Raw genomic sequence first — 25360 nt, forward strand, 5'->3', positions numbered from 1 at the left:
GACTCAGAAGATGTTGGGGTATTACTTTTACCAGCCCGGCGAGTTCTCTTCTTACCAGATGAAGCTGTTGAACTGCCTTCAGGTTTGATATCATTGTAATCTACCAACTCTATTACAGCGATTTCAGCACCGTCTCCTTTTCGGAAACCTGCTTTAATTACGCGAGTGTAGCCACCGGGACGATCCTTACATTTAGGACCTACCTCAGTGAACAGAGTGGTTACCGCTTCCTTGTTCTGAAGGGAAGAAAAAACCTGTCTTCTGTTATGATGAGTATCTTCTTTAGCCCTGGTAATTAAAGGCTCTACAAATCCACGTAGTTCTTTTGCCTTAGCAAGAGTGGTTGTAATTCTGTGCTCTTTGATCAACGCCATTGCAAGAGATTGCATGGTGTTTTTTCTGTGAGCAGAAGTCCTGCTTAATTTTCTACCTTTTACTCCGTGACGCATAATTTAATTCCTTTCTGCTTAGTCTAAATATTTAGATACGTCCATTCCAAATTCAAGATTCTTCTCTTCAATCACTTCTACTAATTCACTGAGTGATTTTTTACCGAAGTTTCTGAATTTAAGAAGATCCTGCTCATCTCGTGATACCAATTCTCCAATAGTATTGATATTCGCAGATTTGAGACAGTTGTATGCACGCACACTTAGGTTGAGATCTTCAATACTTGTTCTCAACAAATTAGCCACGCGTTGCTTCTCAGCATCAACCTCTTCCTCTTCCTGGGTGAATGGCTCTTCAATTTCTTCTGTGATAAATTTCTCAATATGCTCTTTAAGAATCTTACCTGCGATGGTAAGTGCTTCTTTAGCATTAACTGATCCGTCCGTTTCGATATCCATTACCAACTTTTCATAGTCGGTACGCTGGCCTACACGAACGTTTTCAACATTGTACTTAACTGACTTGATAGGTGTAAAGATGGCATCGATAGGAATTAGATTTACATCCTCATCTTCTACCGACATTTCTTCAGCCGGAACATATCCACGGCCACGACCTATTTTCAGTTCAATCTCCAACTCAGCATCATCTGCAAGATTTGCAATCACCAAGTCAGGATTTAGTACATCATATTCAGCAGTAGCATCATCAATGTCTTTGGCTGTTAATTCGCCCTGACCACTTTTAGAAATATGAATAACACCGGAGCTTTGCTCAACTTGCTTGAAGCGAACTTCTTTGAAGTTAAGTATGATCTCATATACATCTTCTTTAACTCCCTTGATGCTGGAATATTCATGATCAACACCGTTAATCTTAACGGCAGTAATCGCTATTCCCGGAAGTGATGAGAGCAGAACTCGTCGGAATGAGTTTCCAATCGTTACTCCGAATCCTCTTTCAAGTGGCTGAAGAACAAATGTACCAAAATTGTCATTGTCTTCAACAACGTCGAGAGGTTCAGGCATTTGAATGCTATAGTTGCTCATAATAGATCTTAAAATTTTTAAAATTACTTAGAGTAAAGCTCAACAATAAGCTGAACATTAATATTCTCAGGTATCTCTTCCATTGTAGGAACATAAAGCATCTTACCTGATCTTGACTTTGGATCTGTTTCAACCCATTTGTACTTGTTTCTTGAGGATCCGTCCAGTGCGTCTTCAATAATTTCGAGGTTTCTAGACTTTGGTCGAATAGAAACTACATCACCCGGACTCATCTGGTAAGATGGAATATTTACAACTCCACCATTAACCACTACATGCTTATGCGTCACCAACTGGCGAGCCTGACGTCTTGTTCTTGCAAAGCCCATTCGGAAAACGGTGTTATCCAATCGGCTTTCAAGTGCCTGAAGCAAGTTTTCACCAGCAACACCATCTTGAGCTGAAGCAGCTTTAAATAAGTTACGGAATTGCTTTTCCAGCAACCCATAGGTGTATTTTGCTTTCTGCTTCTCTTCAAGCTGGATGGCGTACTCAGACTTTCTGTTAAATCTGGAACGACCATGCTCACCCGGTCCGTATGGTTTACGCTCTAAAGCTTTACTTGGTCCAAAGATTGGTTCTTTGAATCGTCTGGCTTTCTTTTGTTTTGGTCCTCTATATCTTGCCATTATACAGTCTTCTTACTATTAAACTCTTCTTCGTTTTGGTGGCCGGCATCCATTGTGTGGAAGCGGTGTGCGGTCTTTGATGGAAGTAACTTCCAATCCGGAACTTGCCATTCCTCGAACCGCAGCTTCTCGACCTGAACCAGGTCCTTTTACAAATACTTCCACTTTGCGCAGACCCATTTCATGTGCGGTCTTAGCAGCTGTTTCAGCACTTAACTGAGCGGCATAAGGGGTATTTTTTCTGGAACCCTTAAACCCTTCTTTTCCGGCAGATGACCACGAAACTACGTTACCATCAGCGTCGGTTATGGTTACGATCACATTATTGAAAGTAGCTTTAACAAAAGCCATTCCGTTAGGATCGCTAAGTTGTTTTTTCTTTTTACGCTTTGCAGCTAAAGATGCTTTTGGTTTGTTTTTAGCCATGGGTTATCTCAATTTCAATATTATTTGGCAACCTTCTTCTTACCGGCAACCGTTTTCTTCTTACCTTTTCGAGTACGGGCGTTAGTTTGCGTACGCTGGCCCCTTACCGGCAGGCCCCGACGGTGACGAACACCCCGGTAGCTACCAATTTCAATAAGTCGACGAATATCGCCATTTACTTCGCTGCGAAGCGCACCTTCAACTTTGTACTCCTCGTCAATTAATGTACGAAGTGCACTTACTTGCTCATCTGTCCAATCCTGAACTTTGGCATCCTTATCGATGTCTAAACGTTCAAGAATTTCAGCTGCTTTAGAGCGGCCGATTCCATAAATGTAAGTAAGGCTGATTATGCCTCTTTTCTGTTTTGGTAAATCTATTCCAGCAATACGTGCCATATAAATACTCGGTTATTCTATTAGCCCTGACGCTGCTTATGGCGTGGGTTCTTCTTGTTAATCACGTAAAGACGGCCTTTACGTCGTACAATTTTGTCGTCTGAACTTCTTTTCTTAACTGATGAACGTGTCTTCATGACAACCTCTTTATTTGTATCTGTAAGTTATTCTTCCTTTAGATAAATCATAGGGCGACATTTCTACTGCCACTCTATCTCCCGGGAGAATTTTAATGTAATACATTCGCATTTTACCTGATACGTGAGCCAATATCTCATGCCCATTATCCAACTCAACGCGAAATTGTGCGTTAGGTAATGCTTCTATTATTTCTCCATCTTGTTTTATCGGCTCTTGTTTAGCCATAATACAATATGTTATTTTCGTTTTTATCCGAGAGCTCAGCAATATAATCAAAAGTACTGAGAATTTCAGCCTTGTCTTCACGAATTACAATGTCGTGTTCGTAATGAGCGGCTAAACTCCCGTCGGCTGTAACTACTGTCCAGCCATCGTTCAATGTTTTTGTTTTCCAAGAACCCATGGTAATCATCGGTTCCACAGCGAGTGTCATTCCTGACCGGAGTCGCTCGCCTTTACCTTTTTTCCCAAAGTTAGGTACGGATGGATCTTCATGCATTGCTTTTCCAATTCCGTGCCCTACTAATTCTCTGACTACTCCGTAGCCTTCATTTTCACAATGGGTTTGAATGGCATTTGCCAAGTCTCCCATCCTGTTTCCATGAATGGCTTGCTCAATACCTTTATAAAGAGATTCGAGTGTAGTTCTCAATAATTTCAAAGTTTCATCATCACATTCACCAACTGCGAATGTATAAGCATGATCACCGAAGTAACCATTTTTTTCAACACCGCAGTCAACGGAAACGATATCACCTTCTTTTAATTCCCTGTCACCAGGTATTCCGTGAACAACTTCTTCATTAATCGAAATACACAGTGTTGCCGGAAATTCGCTTCCTTTTGGGCCATACCCTTTAAAAGCAGGTCGCCCATTTTCCTTGGCGATGTATTCTTCAGCAATTCTGTCGAGCTTTCCTGTTGTAACGCCCGGCTCAATATGTTTTCCAACTTCAGCCAGTGTTCTTGAGACGATTAATGCACTTTCGCGCATCTTCTCAATTTCGGATTCACTCTTCAGGTAAATCATTTACGCTCTTCGTCGGCCTTTAATTCTACCTGTTTTCATAAAGCCATCGTAATGACGCATCATTAAGTGACTTTCAATTTGCTGGAGCGTATCCAAAGCAACCCCAACGATAATTAACAAACTGGTTCCTCCATAAAAGAGAGCAAAGCCAGGTGTAACTCCAAACAACCCTACTGCAATAGCGGGAAGTATAGCTACAAACGATAGAAACAAAGAACCCGGAAGGGTGATCTTAGTCAAAATATTGTCAATGAACTCAACGGTTTGCTTACCCGGACGAACGCCTGGAATAAAACCGCCTTGTCGTTTCATGGTATCAGCCATTTCCTTTGGATTGATGGCGATAGCGGTATAGAAAAATGTGAAGAACACACATACAAAAAAGAATACAATCGAGTAAGTGAGTCCTGTAAAATCAACCGACCACTGGGTCAAAAACTGTACAGTTTGGTTTTCCGGAAAGAAAGAACCAATAGTACTTGGAATAAACATGATAGACTGCGCAAAGATAATCGGCATAACACCGGCAGCATTTACCCGCAATGGTAAGTACTGGGTGGTACCACCGTACACTTTACGGCCAACTACTCGTTTCGCATACTGAACCGGAATTTTACGGGTTCCCTGAGTCAGCATTACAACAGCTGCGATTACCAATATCAGTGCAGCAACTTCAATAATTACCAGGATTGCATTGGCTTTGGTAGTAACTTCGTTGTAGAAGTTTGCCGGAAGTGCGGCAATAATACCGATCATGATAATCAGAGAAATACCGTTACCGATTCCTCTTTCACTAATTCTCTCTCCCAGCCACATTACGAATACCGTACCGGCCGTCAATACAATCATTGATGTAATCACAAAGAAAAACTCGTTTACAACAATGGCTTGTGGAGCTGTTGACATCAGGTTGATAGAAAAACCAATAGCCTGAACAAGGGTAATACCTACTGTACCATACCGGGTTAGTCGGGTGATTTTACGTCGACCTTCTTCTCCTTCGCGTTGCAGCTTCTGGAAATAAGGAACAACAGCACCCATCAACTGAATGATAATGGCAGCGGTGATGTAAGGCATAATTCCAAGAGCAAATACACCGGCTCTTGAAAAAGCCCCTCCCACAAATAGGTCAAATAAGCCTAACAAACTACTGGCGGCATTTCCACTGCTGCCAATAAGTTGGTTAGCATCAACACCGGGCAGGGTAATATAACTACCGACCCGATAGACCATTAAGATTCCAACCGTATATAGAATACGATTCTTAAGATCTTCAATTTTAAATATGTTGCGGAAGTTTTCTATCAGACTCATTCGCCGTCTACACTATAAGTTTTACACCAAAGTTAATGATCCACCAGCTGCTTCTACCTTTTCACTGGCAGACTTACTTGCGGCATGTACTTCAATTTCAATTTTATGTTCTAGTTCACCACGTCCGAGAAGTTTAACTTTTTCTCCTTCGCTAGCCAAACCGGAATTGATTAATTCTTCCAATGTAATCGTTTTGTTCAGCTTTCCGGCTTCAATAAACTCACTGATAGTGTGTACGTTAATTACACGAAATTCAGTGCGGTTTATGTTAGTGAAACCAAATTTAGGCAAACGTCGCTGAAGGGGCATTTGACCACCTTCGAACCAGGCACGTTGCTTGTGACCAGAACGAGATTTCTGTCCGTTATGTCCACGACCAGATTGCTCTCCACGTCCGGAACCTTGTCCACGTCCCACACGCTTGGTGTTTTTCTGATTTGGGATCGGTGCTTTTAAATTGCTTAAGTCCATCGTCAAATTCTTTAAATATTATCCTTCAAATACTTTGTTCAGAGAAATGTCTCTTCTCTGTGCAACTTCAACAGGATCAGTCAATTCTTTCAGAGCAGTAAAAGCTGCCTTCACCATATTATGGGGATTTGAAGAACCCTGAGATTTAGATAAAATATTGTGTACACCTGCAACGTCAAGCAGAGACTTAACGGCGCCACCTGCAATTACACCCGTACCTTCAGCGGCCGGACGTAACAACACTTTTCCGGCACCGGCTTTACCAACTATAGGATGGTAAATACTTTTCGTTTTGGTGAGAGGTACACGGATCAGGTTTTTCTTGGCATTATCAAAGCCTTTCTGGATAGCATCCGAAACTTCATTTGCTTTTCCAAGACCATGGCCACAAACACCATTACCGTCTCCAACTACTACAATTGCGTTGAAGCTGAAACGACGTCCACCTTTCACAACTTTGGCTACACGGTTAACGTGAACCAGTTTCTCTTCAAGGTTCAGGTTTGCAGCAGGTATAGATTGTTTTCTTCTTATTTTAGGCATTGTTTATCCCAATTCAATTAAAAGTCTAATCCACCATCGCGGGCGCCTTCAGCAGCAGCCTTCACGATGCCGTGATATTTATAACCGCTTCGGTCAAATACCACTTTATTAATTCCTTTGTCCTGAGCGAGTTTTGCAAGTTCAGATCCTGCTTCCTTTGCATTGTCAACACCGGTCTCAGCTTTTGAGGCTGCGAGTGTTACACCGTCAAGATCGTTAACCAATTGCAGGTAGGTGTACTTGTTACTTTTGAACACGCTCAATCTTGGACGCTCGGCTGTACCTTTTATGGTAGAACGGATACGTCTTCTGATCTTACTTCTTCGCTCTATTTTCTTTTGTTGTCTTTTATCCATTATTCAAACCTCTATTTAGCAGCTGATTTACCGGCCTTACGACGAACCTGCTCACCCAGATATCTGATTCCTTTACCTTTGTAAGGCTCAGGCTTTCTGAATGATCTGATTTTAGCAGAAATCTGACCTACCAATTCTTTGTCAACTCCGGAGATAACCAGGATGGGGTTTTTACCAGATTTGGTATCCACTTCCATATCAATTCCTTCCGGTGGTACAAAGAAAATCGGGTGAGAATAACCCAGGTTCAGCTCCAGTACGTCGCCATTCATAGCGGCACGGAAACCAACGCCAATGATTTCTAATTTTTTAGTGTAGCCTTCCGATACACCAACCACTGCATTATTCACCAGCGAACGAAACAGGCCATGGAGAGCGCGGTGCTCTTTCTGGTCAGTAGCTCTTTTAATCAGGAGCTCATTTTCATTCTTTTCAATCGTAATTTCCGGGTGAATTCGGAGTGTATTGGTTCCTTTTTCTCCTTTAAAAGTTGCGATGTTATCAGCGTTAATGCTGAACTCAACTTTATCAGAAATAGGTACCGGTAAATTTCCAATTCGAGACATAGTTCAAAAACTGTTTATTAATAAATGGTGCACAAAATCTCGCCGCCTACATTAAGCTTGCGAGCTTCTTTATCGGTCATTACACCTTTTGATGTTGAAAGAATCACAATACCCAGGCCGTTTTGAGCGCGTGGCACTTCATCGCCACCTTTATATACTCGTAAACCGGGCTTTGAAAGTCTTTTCATTTGTCGGATTACAGGGTGTCCGTATGAGTCATATTTCAGAAACAAACGGATAATACCTTGCTTACCGTCTTCAATATCAATGTATTTCGAGATATACCCTTTGTCGGCCAGGATTTTAGTCATGGCTCGCTTCAATTTAGAAGCGGGGATATCTACTCTGCGATGCCCGGCTTGTTGGGCATTCCTGATTCGTGTTAAATAATCTGCAATAGGATCAGTCATCGATTCCTTAGTTAAATTTACCAGCTTGCTTTTCTTACGCCAGGAATCTTACCTGCAAGGGCAAGTTCACGAAATTTGATCCGTGAGATTCCATATTTACCAACATAACCACGGCTTCTGCCCGTGATGCTGCATCGGTTGCGAACCCGGGTAGGGCTGGCATCGCGAGGCAGTTTTTGCAGGCCTTCATAGTCGCCTGCTTCTTTCAGCTTGCGGCGTTTTTCGGCGTACTTCTTTACAGTTTCTTTTCGTTTTTTATTGCGTGCTATCCAAGCTTTCTTAGCCATAATAGAATATCTCTTAGTTTCTCGTTTTAAATGGCATTCCAAAGTGCTTAAGCAGAGCATAAGCTTCTTCGTCTGTTTGAGCATCAGTAACAAAAGTAACGTCCATACCATGTACTTTTGAAACTTTATCGGTGTCTATTTCCGGGAAAATGGTATGCTCTTTGATACCGAGGGTATAGTTTCCACGGCCGTCAAAGCTTTTATCCGGAACTCCCTGGAAGTCACGTGTTCTTGGCAGAGCCAGGTTCACGAGGCGGTCCAGAAATTCGAACATAATGCGTTGGCGAAGGGTAACTTTACAGCCAATTGGCATCCCTTCACGAAGCTTAAAGTTCGAAATAGACTTTTTAGCTTTGGTTGTAACCGGCTGTTGTCCGGTTATCGCAGCTACGTTATCTACAACCGTATCCAAAACTTTTTTATCGGTTATAGCGTCACCTACGCCTACGTTAATTACGATTTTTTGAAGTTTGGGTATGGCCATTGGGTTTTCATACTCAAACTCTTCGCGCAACTTGTCGCGAATTTCATCTTTGTAAAGTGTATATAATCTTGCTTCAGCCATTGCTATCTATCTGCTTTATTTGTCCAGCATTTCGCCACTTGTTTTGGCGTAACGAACCCAGCGGCCATTGCCGTCTTCTTCAATTCGTTTACGTCCAACACGTGTGGGTTCGTCAGTAGTAGGGTCAATTACCATTACATTCGAAATGTGAATGGAACCCTCTTTCTTCAGACGTCCACCTTGTGGGTTGTCCTGGGTTGGCTTTTCATGATGGGTCTTCATATTGATTCCCTCTACGAGCACTCGCTCTTTTTTAGGGAATACCATCAATACACGGCCTCTTTTTCCTTTGTCGTTACCGGCGATTACTAAAACATCATCGCCTTTCTTAACGTGTAATTTCTTTTGTTTGTTGAACCTGCGTGGCATACTCTAATTCCTTTTTTAAAGTACTTCCGGTGCAAGCGACACGATTCTCATGAAGCTTTTTTCACGAAGCTCTCTGGCAACAGGGCCAAAAATACGTGTACCTACCGGTTCTTGATCTTTGTTAATGATAACCGCAGCATTTTCATCAAAACGGATGTAACTGCCATCCCTTCTGCGGTATTCTTTTCTTGTTCGTACAATAACGGCTTTTACAACGTCTCCTTTTTTGACGTTTCCACCTGGTATTGCTGTTTTCACAGATGCGGAGATCAAATCGCCTACTCGTGCATATCTGCGTCGGGAATCTCCCAGCACTTTAATACACATCAGCTTTCTGGCACCGCTGTTATCTGCTACGTTTAATGTCGTTTGAGTTTGAACCATCGCTAATTCCTAATGCTCTATTCGTTACTTAGCTTTTTCGACGATTTCTACCAATCGCCATGATTTACGCTTTGATAGTGGTCGTGTAGACATAATTTGCACGGTATCGCCTACATTGGCTTCGTTGTTTTCGTCGTGCGCCATATACTTCGTCGTTTTGGTAATATACTTTCCATAAATGGAATGTTTTACCTGACGATCTACTGCAACAGTGATACTTTTGTCCATGCTGTTGCTAACTACACGTCCTACTCGTTCTCGTCTTTGGGCTCTTTCTGTTTGTGCCATAGTTTAAATCCTTTGCTTATTCAGCACTACTTTTTTCATTAATAATGGTCTCCAATCTGGCAACCTCTCTTCGGTGATTTCGGAGTCGGGCCGGATTTTCAAGCTGTCCGGTTACTGACTTCGAAAAACGAAGGTTTTGTAGTACATCACGCTCATCTTTCAAGCGAGCTTGTAATTCAGTAAGTGTCAAATCTCTTAATTCGTGCGCTTTCATCTTATCCTCCCTGGTAGTCTCGTCGGACTACGAACTTGGTTTTGATAGGTAACTTATGCGCAGCACGTCGTAAAGCTTCTTTGGCGCGTTCTTCGTTTACACCGGCAATCTCAAAGAGAATACGTCCGGGTTTTACAACCGCTACCCAGTGATCCAAAGCACCTTTACCTTTACCCATACGGGTTTCAGCCGGTTTGCTTGTCATCGGACGATCCGGGAAAATACGGATGAACGTCTGCCCGTCACGTTGCAACGATCGTGCAATTGCGATACGGCAAGCTTCAATTTGGCGTGAAGTAATGAACTTCGGCTCAAGAGCTTTCAGTCCAAAATCACCAAAGTTAATAATGTGGCCACGTTGTGCGTTGCCTTTCAGCTTATCGCGATGAACACGGCGTCTCTGAACTCGTTTTGGTTCTAACATCGTTTCTTATTAACTGTTTTTATTAGATCGATTTCTGTTTCTGCTGCGTCGGCGACTTCTTCGTCCTCTGTCATCTCCGCCTTTACCTCGGCCTGAGTCAGAATCCTGACGCGATTGTGTTCCCGGCGTCAGATCAACATCACCAATAATTTCACCTTTGAAAATCCAAACGGTAACTCCGATAGAACCATAAATGGTGTTCGAAGTAGATGATGCGTAATCAATGTCGGCACGTAAAGTATGCAGAGGAATCTGCCCTTCTTTGTACTGCTCGGTTCGCGCCATTTCAGCACCACCAAGTCGACCGGCACAGCGAACTTTAATACCTTTGGCACCCATTCTCATTGCTGATGCAATAGCTGTTTTCATTGCTCTACGGAATGAAACACGAGCTTGCAGCTGCTGAGCAATATTCTGAGCAACCAAACTTGCATCCAGCTCAGGGCGTTTGATTTCACTTACGTTAATCTGTACTTCTTTACTGGTGATTTTCTTAAGCTCTTCACGAAGCAATTCAATTTGCTCACCGCCTTTACCTATGATAACACCGGGGCGACTTGTGCGGAGCGTTAACAGAATTCGCTTTGGGGTACGTTCAATAATAACATTTGATAGACCGCCATTACGAAGTCTTGTGTGCAAATACTCGCGAAGTTTTTCGTCTTCAACGATGAGAGCCGGTTGGTTCTCTTCAGAAAACCAGTTGGAATCCCATCCGCGAATAATGCCTAATCTAAAACCAGTTGGATTTGTTTTCTGTCCCAAGGTATTGTTCGTTTATTCGTTTACACTTTCTTGATCACGCTTGGCCACTTTTACTGTAATGTGGCATGAGCGTTTGTTAATGCGATGAGCTCTACCCATCGGTGCCGGCTGAATTCTTTTCAGCGTTACGCCTTCATCAACGTAAATTTCCTTTATTACAAGGTCTTCATTGTCAAAGCGCTCTTCCTGAAATTTGTCTCTCAAATTTGCAGCTGCCGACTTGATCACTTTAATCACATCTTCTGCAGATGCTTTTTTGGTGAATTCGAGTCTTTTAATCGCTTTGTCTACTTGTTCACCACGAACAGCATCCGCTACAAGGCGAACCTTGCGAGGAGCTCTCCTCAAATGCTTTTGTACTGCGCGTGCTTCTAAAACTGGAGTATCCATCTCTTAAATCCGATTAAATTATTTAGCTGCTTTTTTCACTGGATGGCCACGGAATGTTCGTGTTGGTGCAAATTCACCCAACTTATGGCCTACCATATTTTCAGTTATAAACACAGGGATAAATTGCTTACCGTTGTGGACTGCAAGAGTCAATCCCATAAAGTCAGGAGTGACCATTGAACTTCGTGACCAGGTTTTGATCACTTTCTTGCTTCCACTTTCATTGGCTTCATCGATTTTACGCTGAAGCTTGTAGTAAACAAAAGGCCCTTTTTTCAGTGAGCGTGGCATACGTTACTTAGTTATTTTTTCTTGGTTTTTCTTCTTCTTACGATGTACTTAGAAGACAACTTGTTTCTGTTTCTTGTCTTCTTACCCTTGGCGGATTGTCCCCATGGTGAACGCGGGTGTCCACCTGAAGCTTTTCCTTCACCACCACCCATTGGGTGATCAACAGGGTTCATAGCAACACCACGAGTTTGTGGTCTTCTGCCTTTCCATCTGCTTCTACCAGCTTTGGCAATTGTCGTATTCATATGATCCGGGTTGCTGGTGTTTCCTACGGTTGCGTAGCAACTGCCCAGGATCAATCGAACTTCTCCGGATGGAAGTTTCACACTTACATAACGGTCTTGCTTACCCAGCAGCTGTGCACTTGTACCGGCACTTCTGCAAAGAGTACCACCCTGTCCGGGCTTCAACTCAATATTGTGGATGAAAGTACCCGGAGGCATCTTCATCATTGGCAGCGCATTTCCTAAATCAGGAGCTGCATTATCGCCGGCTACAATAGTGTCTCCAACTTTCAATTTGTTAGGTGCAAGAATGTACCGTCGCTCACCATCGGCATAAGCTACAAGAGCAATTCGAGCTGATCGGTTTGGATCGTACTCAATAGTTTGAACTGTAGCTGGCACGTCATGTTTGTTACGCTTGAAATCGATGATACGATATCGGCGCTTGTGCCCTCCGCCTCTGTGGCGAGAAGTGATACGTCCGTGTCTGTTTCGTCCACCAGAAGAATGTTTTCCAGCTAATAAAGCCTTCAATGGCTTATCAGTTGTAATTTCGTCGAATACAGGAGCAATCCTGTGTCGAGTTCCCGGTGTAATTGGTTTTAATTTCTTAGTAGGCATTATTCTCTAATCCTTAAATTTCAGCAAAGAAATCAATTTCGCCTTCTTTGACCGTTACAATGGCTTTTTTCCAGACCTTAGTTCGGCCTCCCTGATAACCGCTTCGTGTATATCGTCCCTTCGGTTTCGAAGGCATAATAGCGGTGTTTACCTTAGCCACTTTTACTCCCGGATAAGTAGCTTCCACAGCTTGCTTGATCTCGGGTTTAGTTGCATTGGTAGCAACTTCAAAAGTATACTTTCCAGCTTCCTGAAGCCGACTTAACTTTTCTGTAATTACAGGTCGTTTGATAATACTCATGCTGCAGCCTCTTCAGTTTTTCCTTCAATACTGTTTTCAAGTTTGGCAACCGCGCTTTCCTGAATAACAATCACATCAGCATTCATAATTTGGTAGGTATTTGGCTTATAACCTTCCAGTACCTGAACGCCTGGGATGTTGCGGGCAGACTTGTAAACAATCATGTCTGTTTCGCTTGTCAATATCAGGGCTTTTTTGCCGGCAACTTCAAAAGCGGCCAACATGTCAGCTACCTGAGAAGTTTTCGGCTCATCAAATGAAAAATCCTGTACAACAATAATTCCTTCGTTAGCAGCTTTCAGCGACAATGCAGACTTACGCGCCAGTTGGCGAGTTTTCTTATTCATTTTGAAGCCGTAATCACGAGGCTTCGGTCCAAATACAGTACCACCTTTACGAAGCAGTGGAGACTTAATGTCGCCACGACGGGCATTACCCGTTCCTTTCTGGCGGTACATTTTCTTAGTACTACCTGTTACTTCGCTTCGCTCTTTTGTTTTTGCGGTGCCCTGACGCTTATTAGCCATGTGCCGACGAACATCTTCATAAAGAACTGTTTCGTTAGGCTCGATGGCAAAAATAGCATCACTGAGCTCAGCCTTCTTGCTGCTTTTCTTTCCGTCTATTTTATATATATCTAATTTCATGACTTAGTTGTTAACAGACGCTTTGTTATGAATTTCTACGTACCCGCCTTTTGGTCCAGGAATAGAACCTGTTACCAAAACAACATTCGAGTCTTCCAGAATTTTAGCAATGCTCAGATTCTTAATCTTCACGCGCTCGTTTCCGGACTGACCGGCCATCCGCATTCCTTTGAATACTTTAGATGGGTCAGATGCATTACCAATAGCACCGGGTGCTCTCAATCGATTATGCTGACCGTGAGTAGCATCACCAACACCACTGAAATTGTGACGTTTAATAACACCGGTAAATCCACGGCCTTTTGAGTTTGCAACTACATCAACGGTATCGCCTACAGCGAATACATCACTAATGTTCAGTTCGTCTCCAACATCAAGTCCTTCAGGGATAAAATCTCTGAATTCAACAACTTTATATTTGGTGGAAACGCCGGCTTTGTCAAAATGACCTTTCACGGCTTTGCTTACGTTTTTCTCTTTTTTATCAAAAGCAGCCAACTGAACAGCAGTATAGCCGTCTGTCTCTTCTGTTTTGATTTGGGTAATAGCACAAGGTTCAATTTCAATAACAGTAACAGGAATATTTCTGCCTATGTTATCAAACACGCTTGTCATCCCAACTTTTTTTCCTATCAAACCACTCATCGTGTTCGGGTCCTTTTCTAAACTTTAATTTCTACATCAACGCCGGAAGGTAATTCCAGCTTCATCAGCGCATCAACAGTTTGTGATCCGGTTGACAAAATATCGATCAGGCGCTTATGAGATCTGTACTCAAATTGCTCCCGTGACTTTTTATCAACAAACACGGACTTATTTACCGTGATGATGCTTTTACGGGTGGGTAGCGGGATGGGTCCCGAAACTACCGCACCAGTAGATTTCACAGTCTGAATAATTTTTTCAGCTGATTTGTCGATCAGGTTATGATCGTATGACTTCAATTTGATTCTGATTTTCTGTTGTGTTGCCACGATCAGATCCTTAGTCTAAGATTTTAGTTACAACTCCGGCGCCCACGGTACGTCCGCCTTCGCGAATCGCAAACCGCAGCCCTTCTTCCATCGCTACCGGCTGAATCAATCCTACATTCAGCTTCACGTTGTCTCCCGGCATTACCATCTCCACACCATCAGGAAGCTCACAGGCTCCGGTTACGTCGGTGGTACGGAAGTAAAACTGTGGGCGGTAGCCTTTGAAAAATGGCGTGTGACGGCCACCTTCATCTTTACTGAGTACATATACCTCACACTCAAACTGCTTGTGAGGAGTGATCGAGCCGGGCTTACAAAGTACCATGCCTCGCTCAATCTGCTCTTTGTTAATTCCTCGCAGCAGAATACCGGCGTTGTCTCCGGCCTGCCCTTCATCGAGCATACGACGGAACATCTCAATACCGGTTACTACCGATTTCATCGGGTCTTCTACAATCCCTACAATCTCAATCTCGTCGTTTACTTTAATAACGCCACGCTCGATACGTCCGGTAGCTACCGTTCCACGACCGGTGATAGAGAAGATATCCTCTACCGGCATCAGGAAGGGCTTGTCTACATCACGCTCCGGCGTTGGGATGGTTTCATCCACAGCCTTCATCAGCTCTACAATGCTTTCTTCGTGCTCGGCTTCGCCGTTGAGGGCGCCCAAGGCTGATCCCTGAATTACCGGAATGTCGTCACCGTCAAATTCATAAGAAGACAGCAGCTCACGTACTTCCAGCTCTACCAGCTCCAGCAGCTCTTCGTCGTCTACCAGGTCTACCTTGTTCATAAATACAACAATCTGAGGTACACCTACCTGACGAGCCAGCAGAATGTGCTCGCGGGTCTGTGGCATCGGACCGTCGGTAGCGGCAACAACCAAAATTGCTCCGTCCATCTGAGCGGCACCCGTTACCATATTCTTGACATAGTCGGCGTGACCCGGACAGTCTACGTGGGCGTAGTGGCGGGCATCGGTTTCGTACTCCACGTGCGCGGTAGCAATGGTAATCCCACGCTCGCGCTCTTCCGGAGCATTATCGATGTCGGCAAACTGCTTGGCTACACCGCCGTACGTTTTCGCCATTACCGTAGTAATAGCTGCCGTCAAGGTTGTTTTACCATGATCTACGTGTCCAATTGTTCCCACGTTCACATGGGGCTTATTCCGTTCAAAGGTCTCTTTTGCCATGATACTATAGTTTAATCTTAGTGTTTAATTTCTTTTATGTTTGGCTCTCGATGATTTCCTGAGCAATAGCTTCAGGCACTTCAGTGTAATCGTGAAATTCCATCGAATATACCGCGCGGCCCTGAGTAGCAGACCTTAAGTCGGTAGAGTAACCGAACATTTCAGAAAGCGGTACATGAGCCTTAACGACTGAACCTTCATTGTTCGAGTCCATGCTCTGCATGATTCCACGACGACTGTTCAAGTCACCGATTACATCTCCCATATATTCTTCAGGAGTAATGATTTCTACTTTCATTACCGGCTCAAGGATTTTTGGCTTGGCCTTACGGGCTGAATTTCTGAAACCAAGTTTTGCACATAACTCAAAGCTCAACTGGTCAGAATCAACATCGTGGTAAGAACCGTCATACAAACGAACTCCGATGTTCTCAACAGAGTAGTTAGCCTGGATACCTGCAGATAACGCCTGCTGGAATCCTTTCATTACAGATGGGATAAATTCACGCGGAATATTACCACCTACAATTTCATTAATGAAAATAAATCCTTCTTCGCGGGTAATTCTGTCTTCATTACCATCGTAGTCTTCAAATTCGGCAATTGGCCCAATCTCGAAAGAGATATCAGCAAATTTACCACGACCACCTGTCTGCTTCTTGTAGATTTCGCGGTGATCCACTTTTTGTGAAATGGTTTCACGATAAGAAACCTGCGGAGCACCAACGTTAGCTTCTACTTTGAATTCTCGTCTCAGACGATCTACAATAATCTCGAGGTGAAGCTCACCCATTCCGGCAATAGTGGTCTGACCTGTTTCATGATCAGTTTTAACCTGGAAGGTAGGATCTTCTTCTGCCAGCTTCTGCAAGCCAGTAGAAAGCTTTTCACTGTCGGCCTTGGTTTTCGGCTCTACAGCCAGCTTAATTACAGGCTCAGGGAATGTAATTTGCTCCAAAATTACCGGATGATCTTCGTCACACAGAGTATCTCCGGTGTGCACTTCTTTAATTCCGATAATAGCAGCAATATCTCCTGCCTGAATGTAATCCAAATCTTTTTTGTCGTTAGCGTGCATTTCAAGCAATCGACCAACACGCTCACGATTTCCAGTTGAAGAGTTTAAAATGTACGAACCCTTTTCAAGCCGCCCGGAATATACACGAGCAAATGTCAACCTACCTACATAAGGATCAGTCATAATCTTGAAAGCAAGAGCTGAGAATGGCGCATTTACATCAGGAGCCTTCTTAACTTCTTCTTCAGTTTCAGGATCTATACCCTTAACTGGAGGAATATCCAACGGGTTAGGCATGAAATCCAAAACACGATCAAGCAACACCTGAACACCTTTGTTCTTAAGGGCAGTACCTAACATTACCGGTGTTACATCCTTGGAAATAGTTGCTTCACGAAGAGCTTCAATAATTTCTTCAGCACTAATCTCTTCTTCCATCAGGTACTTTTCCATCAGGGTATCATTATGATCAGCAACCGCCTCAAGCATAATACCTCGATACTCAGCAGCCTTCTCTTTCAGATCTTCCGGAATCTCAACAACCTCATACTTAGCACCAAGAGACTCATCATCCCAAATGATGGCGTTCATATTAATAAGATCAACAACGCCCTGAAAGTCAGCTTCAGCGCCAATTGGAATCTGAATTGGAATAGGATTCGCATTCAGCTTTTCATCAAGCTCGTCAATAACATTGTAGAAGTCAGCTCCTACTTTGTCCATCTTATTAACGAAAGCCATACAAGGAACTTCGTACTTATTAGCCTGACGCCAAACTGTTTCTGACTGAGGCTGAACAGCTCCCACAGAGTCAAGTACGAAAACCGCTCCATCCAACACACGCAAAGAACGCTCCACCTCTACGGTAAAGTCAACGTGACCCGGAGTATCAATAATGTTAATCCGGTGATCTTTCCAGATACAGTGAGTTGCAGCAGAAGTAATGGTAATACCTCTCTCCTGCTCCTGCTCCATCCAGTCCATAGTAGCAGCACCGTCATGCACCTCACCAATTCGGTGGCTACGACCAGTGTAAAACAAAATACGCTCAGTTACGGTTGTCTTACCGGCATCAATGTGAGCCATGATACCGATATTCCGCGTCCGGCGGATTTTATCTAAAATTTTTGGATCTGTTTTTTGCTTCGTCTCAGACATAATACTTATTAATCAATAATCTCTTTTAGAATCTAAAGTGAGCAAATGCTTTGTTAGCGTCTGCCATACGGTGCGTTTCATCTTTCTTACGGACAGCTCCGCCTTCATTATTTGACGCATCAATCAATTCTCTTGAAAGACGAATTGACATCGACTTATCATTTCTGGAACGCGCTGCTCTAATAAGCCATCTCATGCCAAGAGCTGTTCCTCTTTCCTGACGAACCTCTACAGGCACCTGGTAAGTGGCACCACCAACACGGCGTGACTTCACCTCAACCACCGGTGTTGAATTTTGCAGAGCGTTGCGGAATACATCGATCCCGGTTTCGCCTGTTTTCTCTTCAATAACTTCAAAAGCCTGATATACAATTTTGCGAGCAACATTCTTCTTACCGTCCCGCATCAGGTTGTTCACGAAACGAGTTACCAGCTTATCCTCAAAGATTGGATCCGCTTGCACATCTCGTTTTTCTGCTGTTTTTCTACGCATGCTCGATTAATCTTAATTTCTTAATGTTACCCTTTCGGCTTCTTAGTGCCATACAAACTACGGCTCTGAGTTCTTCCCTCAACGCCCGCAGTATCTAATGTTCCACGAATAATATGGTATCGAACACCAGGCAAATCTTTTACACGACCGCCACGGATCAATACAATACTGTGTTCCTGTAAGTTGTGACCTTCGCCCGGAATGTAAGCCGAAACTTCAATTCCGTTAGTCAAACGTACACGAGCTACTTTACGCAATGCCGAGTTCGGCTTTTTAGGCGTAGTTGTGTAAACGCGAGTACAAACACCACGCTTCTGCGGACAATTCTGTAGCGCAGGAGCAGTTGTTTTACTTACTTTGCTTTTTCTACCTTTTCGTATGAGTTGTTGTATTGTAGGCACTGTTCAATTATTTGGTTATTGCCATCGAATCGAGAGCTTGCAAATATAGGCAACGTTACCACATGAATGCAAAAAATTTATCCGAATTATTTCCTCTTTTTTCTGAAATACACCTTGATGCCCCATTATTTAAAAATCGAACCCCAAATTTCGATCTTTAGCATATTGATCGATATATAACTTTATATCAGTTGAAGCTAACCGACTTATCTAACCTGAGTACTAAAAGACTGGATGCTTTAAGCGCTGAAGGCATCCGCTCTGTAAAGGACTTACTTAACTTTTTTCCCCGCCGATACCTGGATCGAAGCAATACCCAGAAGATAAAACACCTGGCCGGTTCCGGAGAGGAAATAACCGTTGCCGGAAAGGTGACAGATATAAACATGGCCGGATACGGCAAGAAGAAACGCCTCGAAGTTACCATTAATGATGGATCGGGAGATGTAAAAGGAGTTTGGTTTCGGGGAGTCGGATACTTCCGGAAGTATTTTAAGGAAGGAGACTTCGTAGCTTTTTATGGAGCCGCCAAACGCTACGGCCGATCGATCTCCATTGCTCACCCCGAAGTTGATAAAATCTCTTCCGATGATGACCTCGATTCTTTTTCCCGCATCTTTCCCATCTATCCGGGAAGCAAAGCATTAAGCAAAGCCCGCATTACCAGTAAACTGGTTCAAAGCTGGATGGAGCAGATTTTGAACAAGGTAACTCCCGCCGAATTCTTGCCGGAATTACTTATCGCGGAAATGAAGTTCCCACAACGACCGGAAGCCTACCGGATGATTCACTTTCCGGAAACGCATAATGAACACAAGAATGCCTTGAACAGGTTTAAGTTTGAGGAACTCTTCTTGTTCGAACTGAGCATGGAGAAGATCAACTATACCGTAAAGGAACGGGCAAACGGTCACCTTTTTAATGAAACCGGCACTTACACTTCCCGCTATTTTAATGAACTGCTTCCGTTTGAGTTAACAGACGGGCAGAAATCTTCGCTCGCTGAAATTAAGAAGGATGTCCGCTCCGGCAAGCAAATGAACCGGCTGATTCAGGGAGATGTGGGAGCCGGCAAAACCATTGTTGCCATTGGCGCCATGCTGATGGCTTTGGACAACGGCTTCCAGGCTGCCTTCCTTGCCCCAACCGAAATCCTTGCTGAACAGCATTACCGCACACTCCGCGAGCACCTTAAAGAATTAGATGTCAACGTGCGCTTGCTCATCGGTTCACAAAAAAAAGCGTTACGAACCGATATCCTCACCGACATTGAGGGCGGAAATTGCAACATCGTTGTAGGAACACATGCCATCATTCAGGAGACGGTTCGCTTTCATAACCTGGGATTGGCGGTGATTGATGAGCAGCACCGGTTTGGGGTTAAGCAAAGATCGGATCTGCTTAATAAGGGAAGTCACCCACACATGCTGGTAATGAGTGCCACCCCCATCCCCCGCTCTCTTGCCATGACGGTGTATGCGGATTTGGATGTGTCGGTCATTAAAGATTTGCCGGCCGGGCGAAAACCTATCAAAACCGCCATTCGATCTCATAAAAAAAGAGATGATGTGTACAACTTTGTTCAACAGGAAGTAGCTGATGGCGGACAAGTGTATGTGGTATATCCTTTAGTGGAAGAATCCGAAGCCCTTGATTTGAAAGATGCTACGGCAGGGTTTGAAAAACTCAAATCCCAATTTCCAAATTCCAATGTTGGGCTTCTTCATGGCCGAATGAGCACAGAAGAAAAAGAGGCCGTAATGAAATCGTTCATTGAGAATAAGATACAGATTCTGGTTTCCACGACCGTAATCGAAGTTGGGGTGGACGTCCCGAATGCCTCAATTATGATTATCGAACATGCCGAACGTTTTGGTCTTTCACAGCTTCATCAGCTGCGCGGACGCATTGGCCGGGGGGAACGACAAAGCTATTGCATCCTGATGCCGGACGTGAAAGTGAGCAAAGCCGGAGCCTTTCGCCTGAAAACCATGGAAGAAACCAACGATGGCTTCCGCATTGCCGAAGCCGACCTCAAACTTCGCGGCCCCGGTGATTTTCTGGGCACCAAACAAAGTGGCCTCCCCGATTTCAAGTTTGCTGATATTGTAGAAGACCAGTTTCTACTCGTGCAGGCCAAAGAAAAAGCCAAAGAGCTGCTTACCGAAGACCCTCAGCTTCAATCTCCTGAAAACCAACCACTCGAAAAAGTCTTTGCCCCTTATTTTAAAGAGAAGGTGAAGTTCTATGGGATGGGGTGAGCTACCCGACTGTAATTCCCCTCTTTAACTGTGCCATTCTAAGGCTTAGATAAATCTCTTACTTAAATTGAACTCATTTTGAGCCTTATTTCTATTCTTCTCCGTATGTAAGACTGTCTATTAGTATTAACATAACTATGATGGTCAACGCTATGCATTTTTCGGGATTAAAATTATCAGTTCTCATTTCATTCATTTTTTCATTTCTAATTGTTCATATTGCCTCGGCACAGCATTGGCAGTCTGCTAACGGAAATATCACCTCGGCAGACTTAAATGAGGTACAGCTCGTAACCGATCAAATTGCCTATGCCATTGGAAATACCGGGACTATTTTAAAGTCCACAGACGGAGGTGCCACATGGACTGACGTCTCTTACGGTGACAGCCGCAATTACCAGGGGCTTTTCTTCTTTGATGCCGAATCCGGTTTTGTAGGCGGACCATTCACCACCGCAGGCGGCGGAAGTTCTGAAATGCTTGCCAAAACAGAAGACGGTGGACAAACATGGGATATTCGCTCCTCCTTCAACTTCAACAACTTTAACGATATTGAATTCCTGGATCCCCAAAACGGATGGGTTGCTTCTGCTGACGGAGAAATCCTTTTTACTTCGGACGGCGGAGAAAGCTGGAGCTCGGTAACCGCCGGAACTGAAGACCTGTTAGACTTCCACATTGTTAACGACACCACGTTCTGGGTGGCCGGTGAGTCAGGTTCACTCTACAAGTCAATTGATGCCGGGTCCACTTGGGAATCTGCCATTCAGATCGATACCGTATCCTACAGTGGTTTTCAGAACCTGAGCAGCTCGGACGACCTCTACAACATTGCGTTCACTGATGACCAAACCGGCTATGTGATCGGGGAAACATATAACAGCGGATTTGTGGGCTTCATCCTGAAAACGACTGACGGAGGTACTTCCTGGTCTGTCATTGACTATGAATTTGAACACCTCTTTTACGATATCGAACTGGGCAGCAATGGTGAAATCATCCTTGCCGGGGGAGTAAATAACTTTACCGAAACAACTCAAAATGCCATCCTTCACTCGTCTGATGACGGCGCAACCTGGGAGGTATTATCAGACGGCGCCGGCCCGGTTACCTGGTATGATATTGATGAATTTGAGGGGAACTGGCTGGCTGTTGGAGCCTCCGGAGCAACTACTGCATTCACCCTCGCTGATGATACTTTGAGTTCCGGAATCATCACCGGCTTCAACATTGCAGATGTATCCTTTGTTAATGAAAGTCACGGGGCCTTTGTAACTGAAGAGAGAGTTCATGGAAAAATATTTACAACAACTGATGGCGGTGCTACCTGGGAGAATAACCTAACCCTGGAAGGCAGAAAAGATTTCACGGCAGTGGCTTATGTGGACAATAACAACATCTGGGCCATTGGAGAGGATCACTTTACAGGAGGTTCTGTATGGTTGATTTATCATTCTTCCGATCAGGGTTCTACCTGGAATAAAGTTGAGCCCGGAGTTCCTGAAAATGAACAAAGAAGTAGCCTCGAAGACCTTCAGTTTATTGATGCACAAATCGGTTTTATCAAAGCGGAAGACAAGCTCCTTAAAACTACCGATGGTGGAAGTGCCTGGAACGCCATATCTGAACCCGATAATATTTCTTATTCCGACTTTGAAATGATTGCTTTTCAAAGTGAAGACAACGGATGGATGGCCGGACAGGAAACGATCGCTTCCACATCGGATGGAGGAGCAACCTGGAGCATACAGTATGAAGAAGATGGCTTTGCGCCGGAGATCACAGACATATATTTCTTTGACAGCTCTACCGGTTATGTAACCAAGGAGCGTGGAGACATGATGAAAACCACGGACGGCGGCGAAAACTGGACGGAGTTATCTACCCTTACCACTTTCGACCTGAATGATCTGCATTTTTTCTCGGAAGACAGTGGGCTTGTGGTTGGTGAAGGCGGTCGAATCCTTAAAACAGTAGATGGCGGAGCGAACTTTGAAACGGACTACAGCCTCACACAAAAAGACTTCCATGCTATAGAATTTGCAGGCAATGGTTCCGGTTGGATTGTAGGTGAAAAAGGAACCATCTACTCAACATCAAACAGAGGCGGTATTGCAACTTCAAACGAAGAACCTCTGACCGGCACAATTCCTGTCGATGTTCAGCTCCATCAAAATTATCCAAATCCGTTCAACCCAAGTACCAATATCCGATATCAGGTTCCATCAAACAGTACAGTCAGCCTGAAGGTGTACGATATGCTGGGGAGAGAAGTAGCCACTTTACTGAACACAAAAGCACAGCCTGCCGGAGAGTACGAGGTTACATTTAATGCCGGGAACTTATCTTCGGGGATGTATTTATACCGGCTGCAAGTAAACCAAACCGTAGTCACCAAAAAGCTGACACTGATTAAATAGCGATCAATTTTAAATGTTGGATGTTAAATGGTATCAAGCCCCATTTAACATTCAGCATTCAATATATAAAATTTTGACTAAGCTTTAGCGCTTGCCTTCTGCTTTTCCGCACGCTTGCGATCGTTATGATCGAGATACGTTTTTCGGATTCGAAGGGCTTTGGGGGTTACCTCGAGTAGTTCATCGTTGTCGATAAACTCAATGCATTGCTCCAGGCTAAGCTTTTTGGCCTGATTCAATTTCACAGAATCTGCAGTTTGAGTGGCACGGTGGTTGGTCAGGTTTTTCTTCTTGACTACATTCACCACCATATCGTCGCTGCGTTTGTTCACGCCAACAACCTGCCCCATATAAACCGGATCTCCGGGCTCTACAAAAAACTCACCTCGATCCTGAACACCTTCCAGCGCGTAACCGGTTACATCTCCTTGTTCAAGAGCAATCAGAGCTCCGCGATTTCGTCCCGGAATTTCACCGGCGTAAGGCTCATAGCCATCAAATTGCTGGTGCATGATTCCTGTCCCACGGGTTTCGGTCAGCATCTCTCCACGGAAGCCAATCAATCCACGGGAAGGTACACGAAATTGAATCCGGTTGTTTTCCCCTTCCTGGCTCATGGAAGTCATGATCCCTTTTCGTTTCTGCAGGTTATCAATCACACGATTGCTGTAGTCAGTCTGCACATCTACAACCACTTCCTCAACCGGTTCGTGAGTTACCCCGTCCACCTCTTTGAAAAGCACTTCCGGTCGGGATACAGAAAATTCGAATCCTTCACGGCGCATGGTTTCAATCAGGATGGCCATCTGTAATTCACCACGGCCGGAAACTTTATAAATATCCGGACTGTCGGTCGGCTCAACACGCATCGCCACATTTGTTCGTGTTTCACGGTACAGGCGGTCTTTCAACTGATTGGAGGTTACGTAATCGCCTTCTTTTCCGGCAAACGGAGAGTTGTTTACCCGGAAATACATGGCGATAGTGGGCTGATCCAAATCCACGTATTCGAGTGGAGTCATATCAGCGGTGTCCGTCAGCGTATCCCCGATGTTTACCTGCTCATATCCAGCCAATGCAATAATATCTCCGGCCACCGCTTTTTCTACCGGCTCGCGTTGAAGACCATTGAAAGTAAACAGCTTGGTTGCACGAGCTTTTTCTTTCACCTCGCCTTTGCCATTCATCAGGGCAACTTCCTGGTTTATTTTAATCGTGCCCTGCTCAACACGGCCAACCGCAATTCGCCCCACATAGTCGTTCCAGTCAATGCTGCTTACCAGCATCTTGAATTTAGAATCGGTGTCCTGCTCCGGTGCCGGTACATGCTCCACAATTTTGTTCATGAGCGGGGAAAGGTCCGTGCCTTCCTCCTCCAGCTCTTCCTTGGCAATACCGTCTTTGGCAATGGCATAAAGAACCGGGAAATCAAGCTGCTCGTTGGTGGCATCCAGCATTACAAAAAGATCAAAAATCTCATCCAGCACGGCATTGGGACGGGCATCCTTTCGGTCAATTTTATTAATAACCACAATCGGCTGATAGCCTAAACTCAGTGATTTTCTAAGAACAAATTTAGTTTGGGGAAGCGGGCCTTCGGCAGCATCCACCAGAAGAATTACACCATTTACCATTTTCAGAATTCGCTCCACTTCTCCGCCAAAGTCGGCGTGACCAGGGGTATCAACAATGTTAATTTTGGTGCCTTTCCAGTTTACTGCGGTGTTTTTGGAGCTAATGGTAATACCGCGCTCTTTCTCCAGGTCGCCGGAGTCCATCACCCGGTCCTCTACCTGCTGGTTCTCTCTGAATGTTCCGCTCTGTTTTAAAATTTGATCTACGAGCGTGGTTTTGCCATGATCTACGTGAGCGATGATGGCGATATTTCTTAAATCTTGTGACATTTTTGTATTTTTTTAAATGAAATTCTCTTCTTGATTAACC

The 25360-nt window shown here is 44.2% G+C and carries 36 protein-coding genes (1 of these 36 only partly in view); 2 read left to right on the top strand and 34 right to left on the bottom strand.

The window, feature by feature from the left end:
* The 33 genes in view from rplQ to rpsL are tightly spaced (at most 34 nt apart) and all read right to left on the bottom strand, a layout consistent with a single transcriptional unit that may run on beyond the window.
* Positions 1-449, bottom strand: partial view of a 50S ribosomal protein L17 gene (rplQ, locus tag NM125_RS15955; RefSeq protein WP_349294165.1) — the 5' portion only. 145 nt of this gene lie to the left of the window's left edge; 449 of the gene's 594 nt are visible here — the first part of the coding sequence; the start codon lies at positions 447-449; its stop codon lies off the left edge, out of view.
* An 18-nt stretch (positions 450-467) separates the two neighbouring features.
* Positions 468-1439, bottom strand: a complete 972-nt coding sequence (locus NM125_RS04750; RefSeq protein WP_255133355.1) for a DNA-directed RNA polymerase subunit alpha — start codon at positions 1437-1439, stop codon at positions 468-470.
* A gap of 23 nt (positions 1440-1462) precedes the next feature.
* On the bottom strand, positions 1463-2068 hold the full coding sequence (gene rpsD / locus NM125_RS04755) for a 30S ribosomal protein S4 (protein ID WP_255133357.1): 606 nt from the start codon (positions 2066-2068) through the stop codon (positions 1463-1465).
* 18 nt (positions 2069-2086) lie between these two features.
* A complete protein-coding gene (gene rpsK, locus NM125_RS04760) occupies positions 2087-2494 on the bottom strand; it encodes a 30S ribosomal protein S11 (RefSeq protein ID WP_255133359.1) in 408 nt (135 codons plus the stop codon).
* Between the two features lie 20 nt (positions 2495-2514).
* On the bottom strand, positions 2515-2892 hold the full coding sequence (gene rpsM, locus NM125_RS04765) for a 30S ribosomal protein S13 (RefSeq protein ID WP_255133361.1): 378 nt from the start codon (positions 2890-2892) through the stop codon (positions 2515-2517).
* A 20-nt stretch (positions 2893-2912) separates the two neighbouring features.
* The gene (rpmJ, locus tag NM125_RS04770; protein ID WP_071594720.1) at positions 2913-3029 is read right to left on the bottom strand and encodes a 50S ribosomal protein L36; all 117 of its coding nucleotides are present in this window, start codon (positions 3027-3029) and stop codon (positions 2913-2915) included.
* 10 nt (positions 3030-3039) lie between these two features.
* Complete coding sequence (gene infA / locus NM125_RS04775; protein WP_020404818.1) at positions 3040-3258, bottom strand: translation initiation factor IF-1; 219 nt, start codon at positions 3256-3258, stop codon at positions 3040-3042.
* Positions 3251-4063, bottom strand: a complete 813-nt coding sequence (gene map, locus NM125_RS04780; RefSeq protein ID WP_255133369.1) for a type I methionyl aminopeptidase — start codon at positions 4061-4063, stop codon at positions 3251-3253. The genes infA and map overlap by 8 nt, the downstream gene beginning before the upstream one ends.
* Entirely contained in the window at positions 4064-5377 is a 1314-nt protein-coding gene (gene secY / locus NM125_RS04785; protein ID WP_255133371.1) for a preprotein translocase subunit SecY, read from the bottom strand.
* 21 nt (positions 5378-5398) lie between these two features.
* Positions 5399-5848 carry a 50S ribosomal protein L15 gene (gene rplO, locus NM125_RS04790; RefSeq protein WP_255133373.1) on the bottom strand — a complete coding sequence of 150 codons (450 nt, stop codon included), beginning with the start codon at positions 5846-5848 and terminating at the stop codon, positions 5399-5401.
* A gap of 18 nt (positions 5849-5866) precedes the next feature.
* Positions 5867-6391 (bottom strand): 30S ribosomal protein S5, encoded by a 525-nt coding sequence (gene rpsE / locus NM125_RS04795; RefSeq protein WP_255133375.1) that lies wholly within the window; start codon positions 6389-6391, stop codon positions 5867-5869.
* 17 nt (positions 6392-6408) lie between these two features.
* Positions 6409-6747: a 50S ribosomal protein L18 gene (gene rplR / locus NM125_RS04800; RefSeq protein ID WP_255133377.1), complete on the bottom strand. Its 339-nt coding sequence runs from the start codon at positions 6745-6747 to the stop codon at positions 6409-6411.
* An 11-nt stretch (positions 6748-6758) separates the two neighbouring features.
* Positions 6759-7313, bottom strand: coding sequence for a 50S ribosomal protein L6 (rplF, locus tag NM125_RS04805; RefSeq protein WP_255133379.1), 555 nt, complete (start codon positions 7311-7313; stop codon positions 6759-6761).
* Positions 7314-7330: 17 nt separating this feature from the next.
* Positions 7331-7723 carry a 30S ribosomal protein S8 gene (gene rpsH, locus NM125_RS04810; protein ID WP_255133380.1) on the bottom strand — a complete coding sequence of 131 codons (393 nt, stop codon included), beginning with the start codon at positions 7721-7723 and terminating at the stop codon, positions 7331-7333.
* 17 nt (positions 7724-7740) lie between these two features.
* Positions 7741-8010, bottom strand: coding sequence for a 30S ribosomal protein S14 (gene rpsN, locus NM125_RS04815; protein WP_255133382.1), 270 nt, complete (start codon positions 8008-8010; stop codon positions 7741-7743).
* A 13-nt stretch (positions 8011-8023) separates the two neighbouring features.
* Positions 8024-8575, bottom strand: coding sequence for a 50S ribosomal protein L5 (gene rplE / locus NM125_RS04820; RefSeq protein ID WP_255133384.1), 552 nt, complete (start codon positions 8573-8575; stop codon positions 8024-8026).
* A 15-nt stretch (positions 8576-8590) separates the two neighbouring features.
* Positions 8591-8944 (bottom strand): 50S ribosomal protein L24, encoded by a 354-nt coding sequence (rplX, locus tag NM125_RS04825; RefSeq protein ID WP_255133386.1) that lies wholly within the window; start codon positions 8942-8944, stop codon positions 8591-8593.
* A gap of 15 nt (positions 8945-8959) precedes the next feature.
* Complete coding sequence (rplN, locus tag NM125_RS04830) at positions 8960-9328, bottom strand: 50S ribosomal protein L14 (RefSeq protein ID WP_255133388.1); 369 nt, start codon at positions 9326-9328, stop codon at positions 8960-8962.
* Between the two features lie 24 nt (positions 9329-9352).
* Positions 9353-9616: a 30S ribosomal protein S17 gene (gene rpsQ, locus NM125_RS04835; RefSeq protein WP_255133390.1), complete on the bottom strand. Its 264-nt coding sequence runs from the start codon at positions 9614-9616 to the stop codon at positions 9353-9355.
* Positions 9617-9632: 16 nt separating this feature from the next.
* Positions 9633-9830, bottom strand: a complete 198-nt coding sequence (gene rpmC, locus NM125_RS04840; RefSeq protein WP_255133391.1) for a 50S ribosomal protein L29 — start codon at positions 9828-9830, stop codon at positions 9633-9635.
* A gap of 1 nt (position 9831) precedes the next feature.
* Entirely contained in the window at positions 9832-10254 is a 423-nt protein-coding gene (rplP, locus tag NM125_RS04845; protein ID WP_255133393.1) for a 50S ribosomal protein L16, read from the bottom strand.
* A gap of 9 nt (positions 10255-10263) precedes the next feature.
* Positions 10264-11019 (bottom strand): 30S ribosomal protein S3, encoded by a 756-nt coding sequence (rpsC, locus tag NM125_RS04850; protein WP_255133395.1) that lies wholly within the window; start codon positions 11017-11019, stop codon positions 10264-10266.
* Between the two features lie 12 nt (positions 11020-11031).
* A complete protein-coding gene (gene rplV / locus NM125_RS04855; protein ID WP_255133397.1) occupies positions 11032-11409 on the bottom strand; it encodes a 50S ribosomal protein L22 in 378 nt (125 codons plus the stop codon).
* A gap of 18 nt (positions 11410-11427) precedes the next feature.
* Entirely contained in the window at positions 11428-11700 is a 273-nt protein-coding gene (rpsS, locus tag NM125_RS04860; protein ID WP_255133399.1) for a 30S ribosomal protein S19, read from the bottom strand.
* Positions 11701-11711: 11 nt separating this feature from the next.
* A complete protein-coding gene (gene rplB / locus NM125_RS04865) occupies positions 11712-12545 on the bottom strand; it encodes a 50S ribosomal protein L2 (protein ID WP_255133400.1) in 834 nt (277 codons plus the stop codon).
* Positions 12546-12558: 13 nt separating this feature from the next.
* Positions 12559-12846, bottom strand: a complete 288-nt coding sequence (rplW, locus tag NM125_RS04870) for a 50S ribosomal protein L23 (RefSeq protein ID WP_255133402.1) — start codon at positions 12844-12846, stop codon at positions 12559-12561.
* Positions 12843-13493 (bottom strand): 50S ribosomal protein L4, encoded by a 651-nt coding sequence (gene rplD / locus NM125_RS04875; RefSeq protein ID WP_255133404.1) that lies wholly within the window; start codon positions 13491-13493, stop codon positions 12843-12845. The genes rplW and rplD overlap by 4 nt, the downstream gene beginning before the upstream one ends.
* A gap of 3 nt (positions 13494-13496) precedes the next feature.
* A complete protein-coding gene (gene rplC / locus NM125_RS04880; protein ID WP_255133406.1) occupies positions 13497-14138 on the bottom strand; it encodes a 50S ribosomal protein L3 in 642 nt (213 codons plus the stop codon).
* 17 nt (positions 14139-14155) lie between these two features.
* The gene (rpsJ, locus tag NM125_RS04885; RefSeq protein ID WP_018128596.1) at positions 14156-14467 is read right to left on the bottom strand and encodes a 30S ribosomal protein S10; all 312 of its coding nucleotides are present in this window, start codon (positions 14465-14467) and stop codon (positions 14156-14158) included.
* Between the two features lie 10 nt (positions 14468-14477).
* Positions 14478-15665, bottom strand: a complete 1188-nt coding sequence (gene tuf / locus NM125_RS04890) for an elongation factor Tu (RefSeq protein ID WP_255133411.1) — start codon at positions 15663-15665, stop codon at positions 14478-14480.
* A 34-nt stretch (positions 15666-15699) separates the two neighbouring features.
* Positions 15700-17841 carry an elongation factor G gene (gene fusA, locus NM125_RS04895; protein WP_255133413.1) on the bottom strand — a complete coding sequence of 714 codons (2142 nt, stop codon included), beginning with the start codon at positions 17839-17841 and terminating at the stop codon, positions 15700-15702.
* Positions 17842-17866: 25 nt separating this feature from the next.
* Entirely contained in the window at positions 17867-18334 is a 468-nt protein-coding gene (gene rpsG / locus NM125_RS04900; protein ID WP_255133415.1) for a 30S ribosomal protein S7, read from the bottom strand.
* 26 nt (positions 18335-18360) lie between these two features.
* The gene (gene rpsL, locus NM125_RS04905) at positions 18361-18735 is read right to left on the bottom strand and encodes a 30S ribosomal protein S12 (RefSeq protein ID WP_020404630.1); all 375 of its coding nucleotides are present in this window, start codon (positions 18733-18735) and stop codon (positions 18361-18363) included.
* A 191-nt stretch (positions 18736-18926) separates the two neighbouring features.
* Between rpsL and recG the strand changes: the two genes are divergently transcribed.
* Positions 18927-20996, top strand: coding sequence for an ATP-dependent DNA helicase RecG (gene recG / locus NM125_RS04910; RefSeq protein WP_255133417.1), 2070 nt, complete (start codon positions 18927-18929; stop codon positions 20994-20996).
* A 152-nt stretch (positions 20997-21148) separates the two neighbouring features.
* A complete protein-coding gene (locus tag NM125_RS04915) occupies positions 21149-23416 on the top strand; it encodes a T9SS type A sorting domain-containing protein (protein ID WP_255133419.1) in 2268 nt (755 codons plus the stop codon).
* Between the two features lie 77 nt (positions 23417-23493).
* Here the strand turns inward: NM125_RS04915 and typA are convergent, their stop codons facing one another.
* Entirely contained in the window at positions 23494-25320 is a 1827-nt protein-coding gene (typA, locus tag NM125_RS04920; protein ID WP_255133420.1) for a translational GTPase TypA, read from the bottom strand.
* Positions 25321-25360 lie beyond the last annotated feature (40 nt).

The sequence above is a fragment of the Gracilimonas sediminicola genome (genome assembly GCF_024320785.1).
Classification (GTDB): Bacteria; Bacteroidota; Rhodothermia; order Balneolales; family Balneolaceae; genus Gracilimonas; species Gracilimonas sediminicola.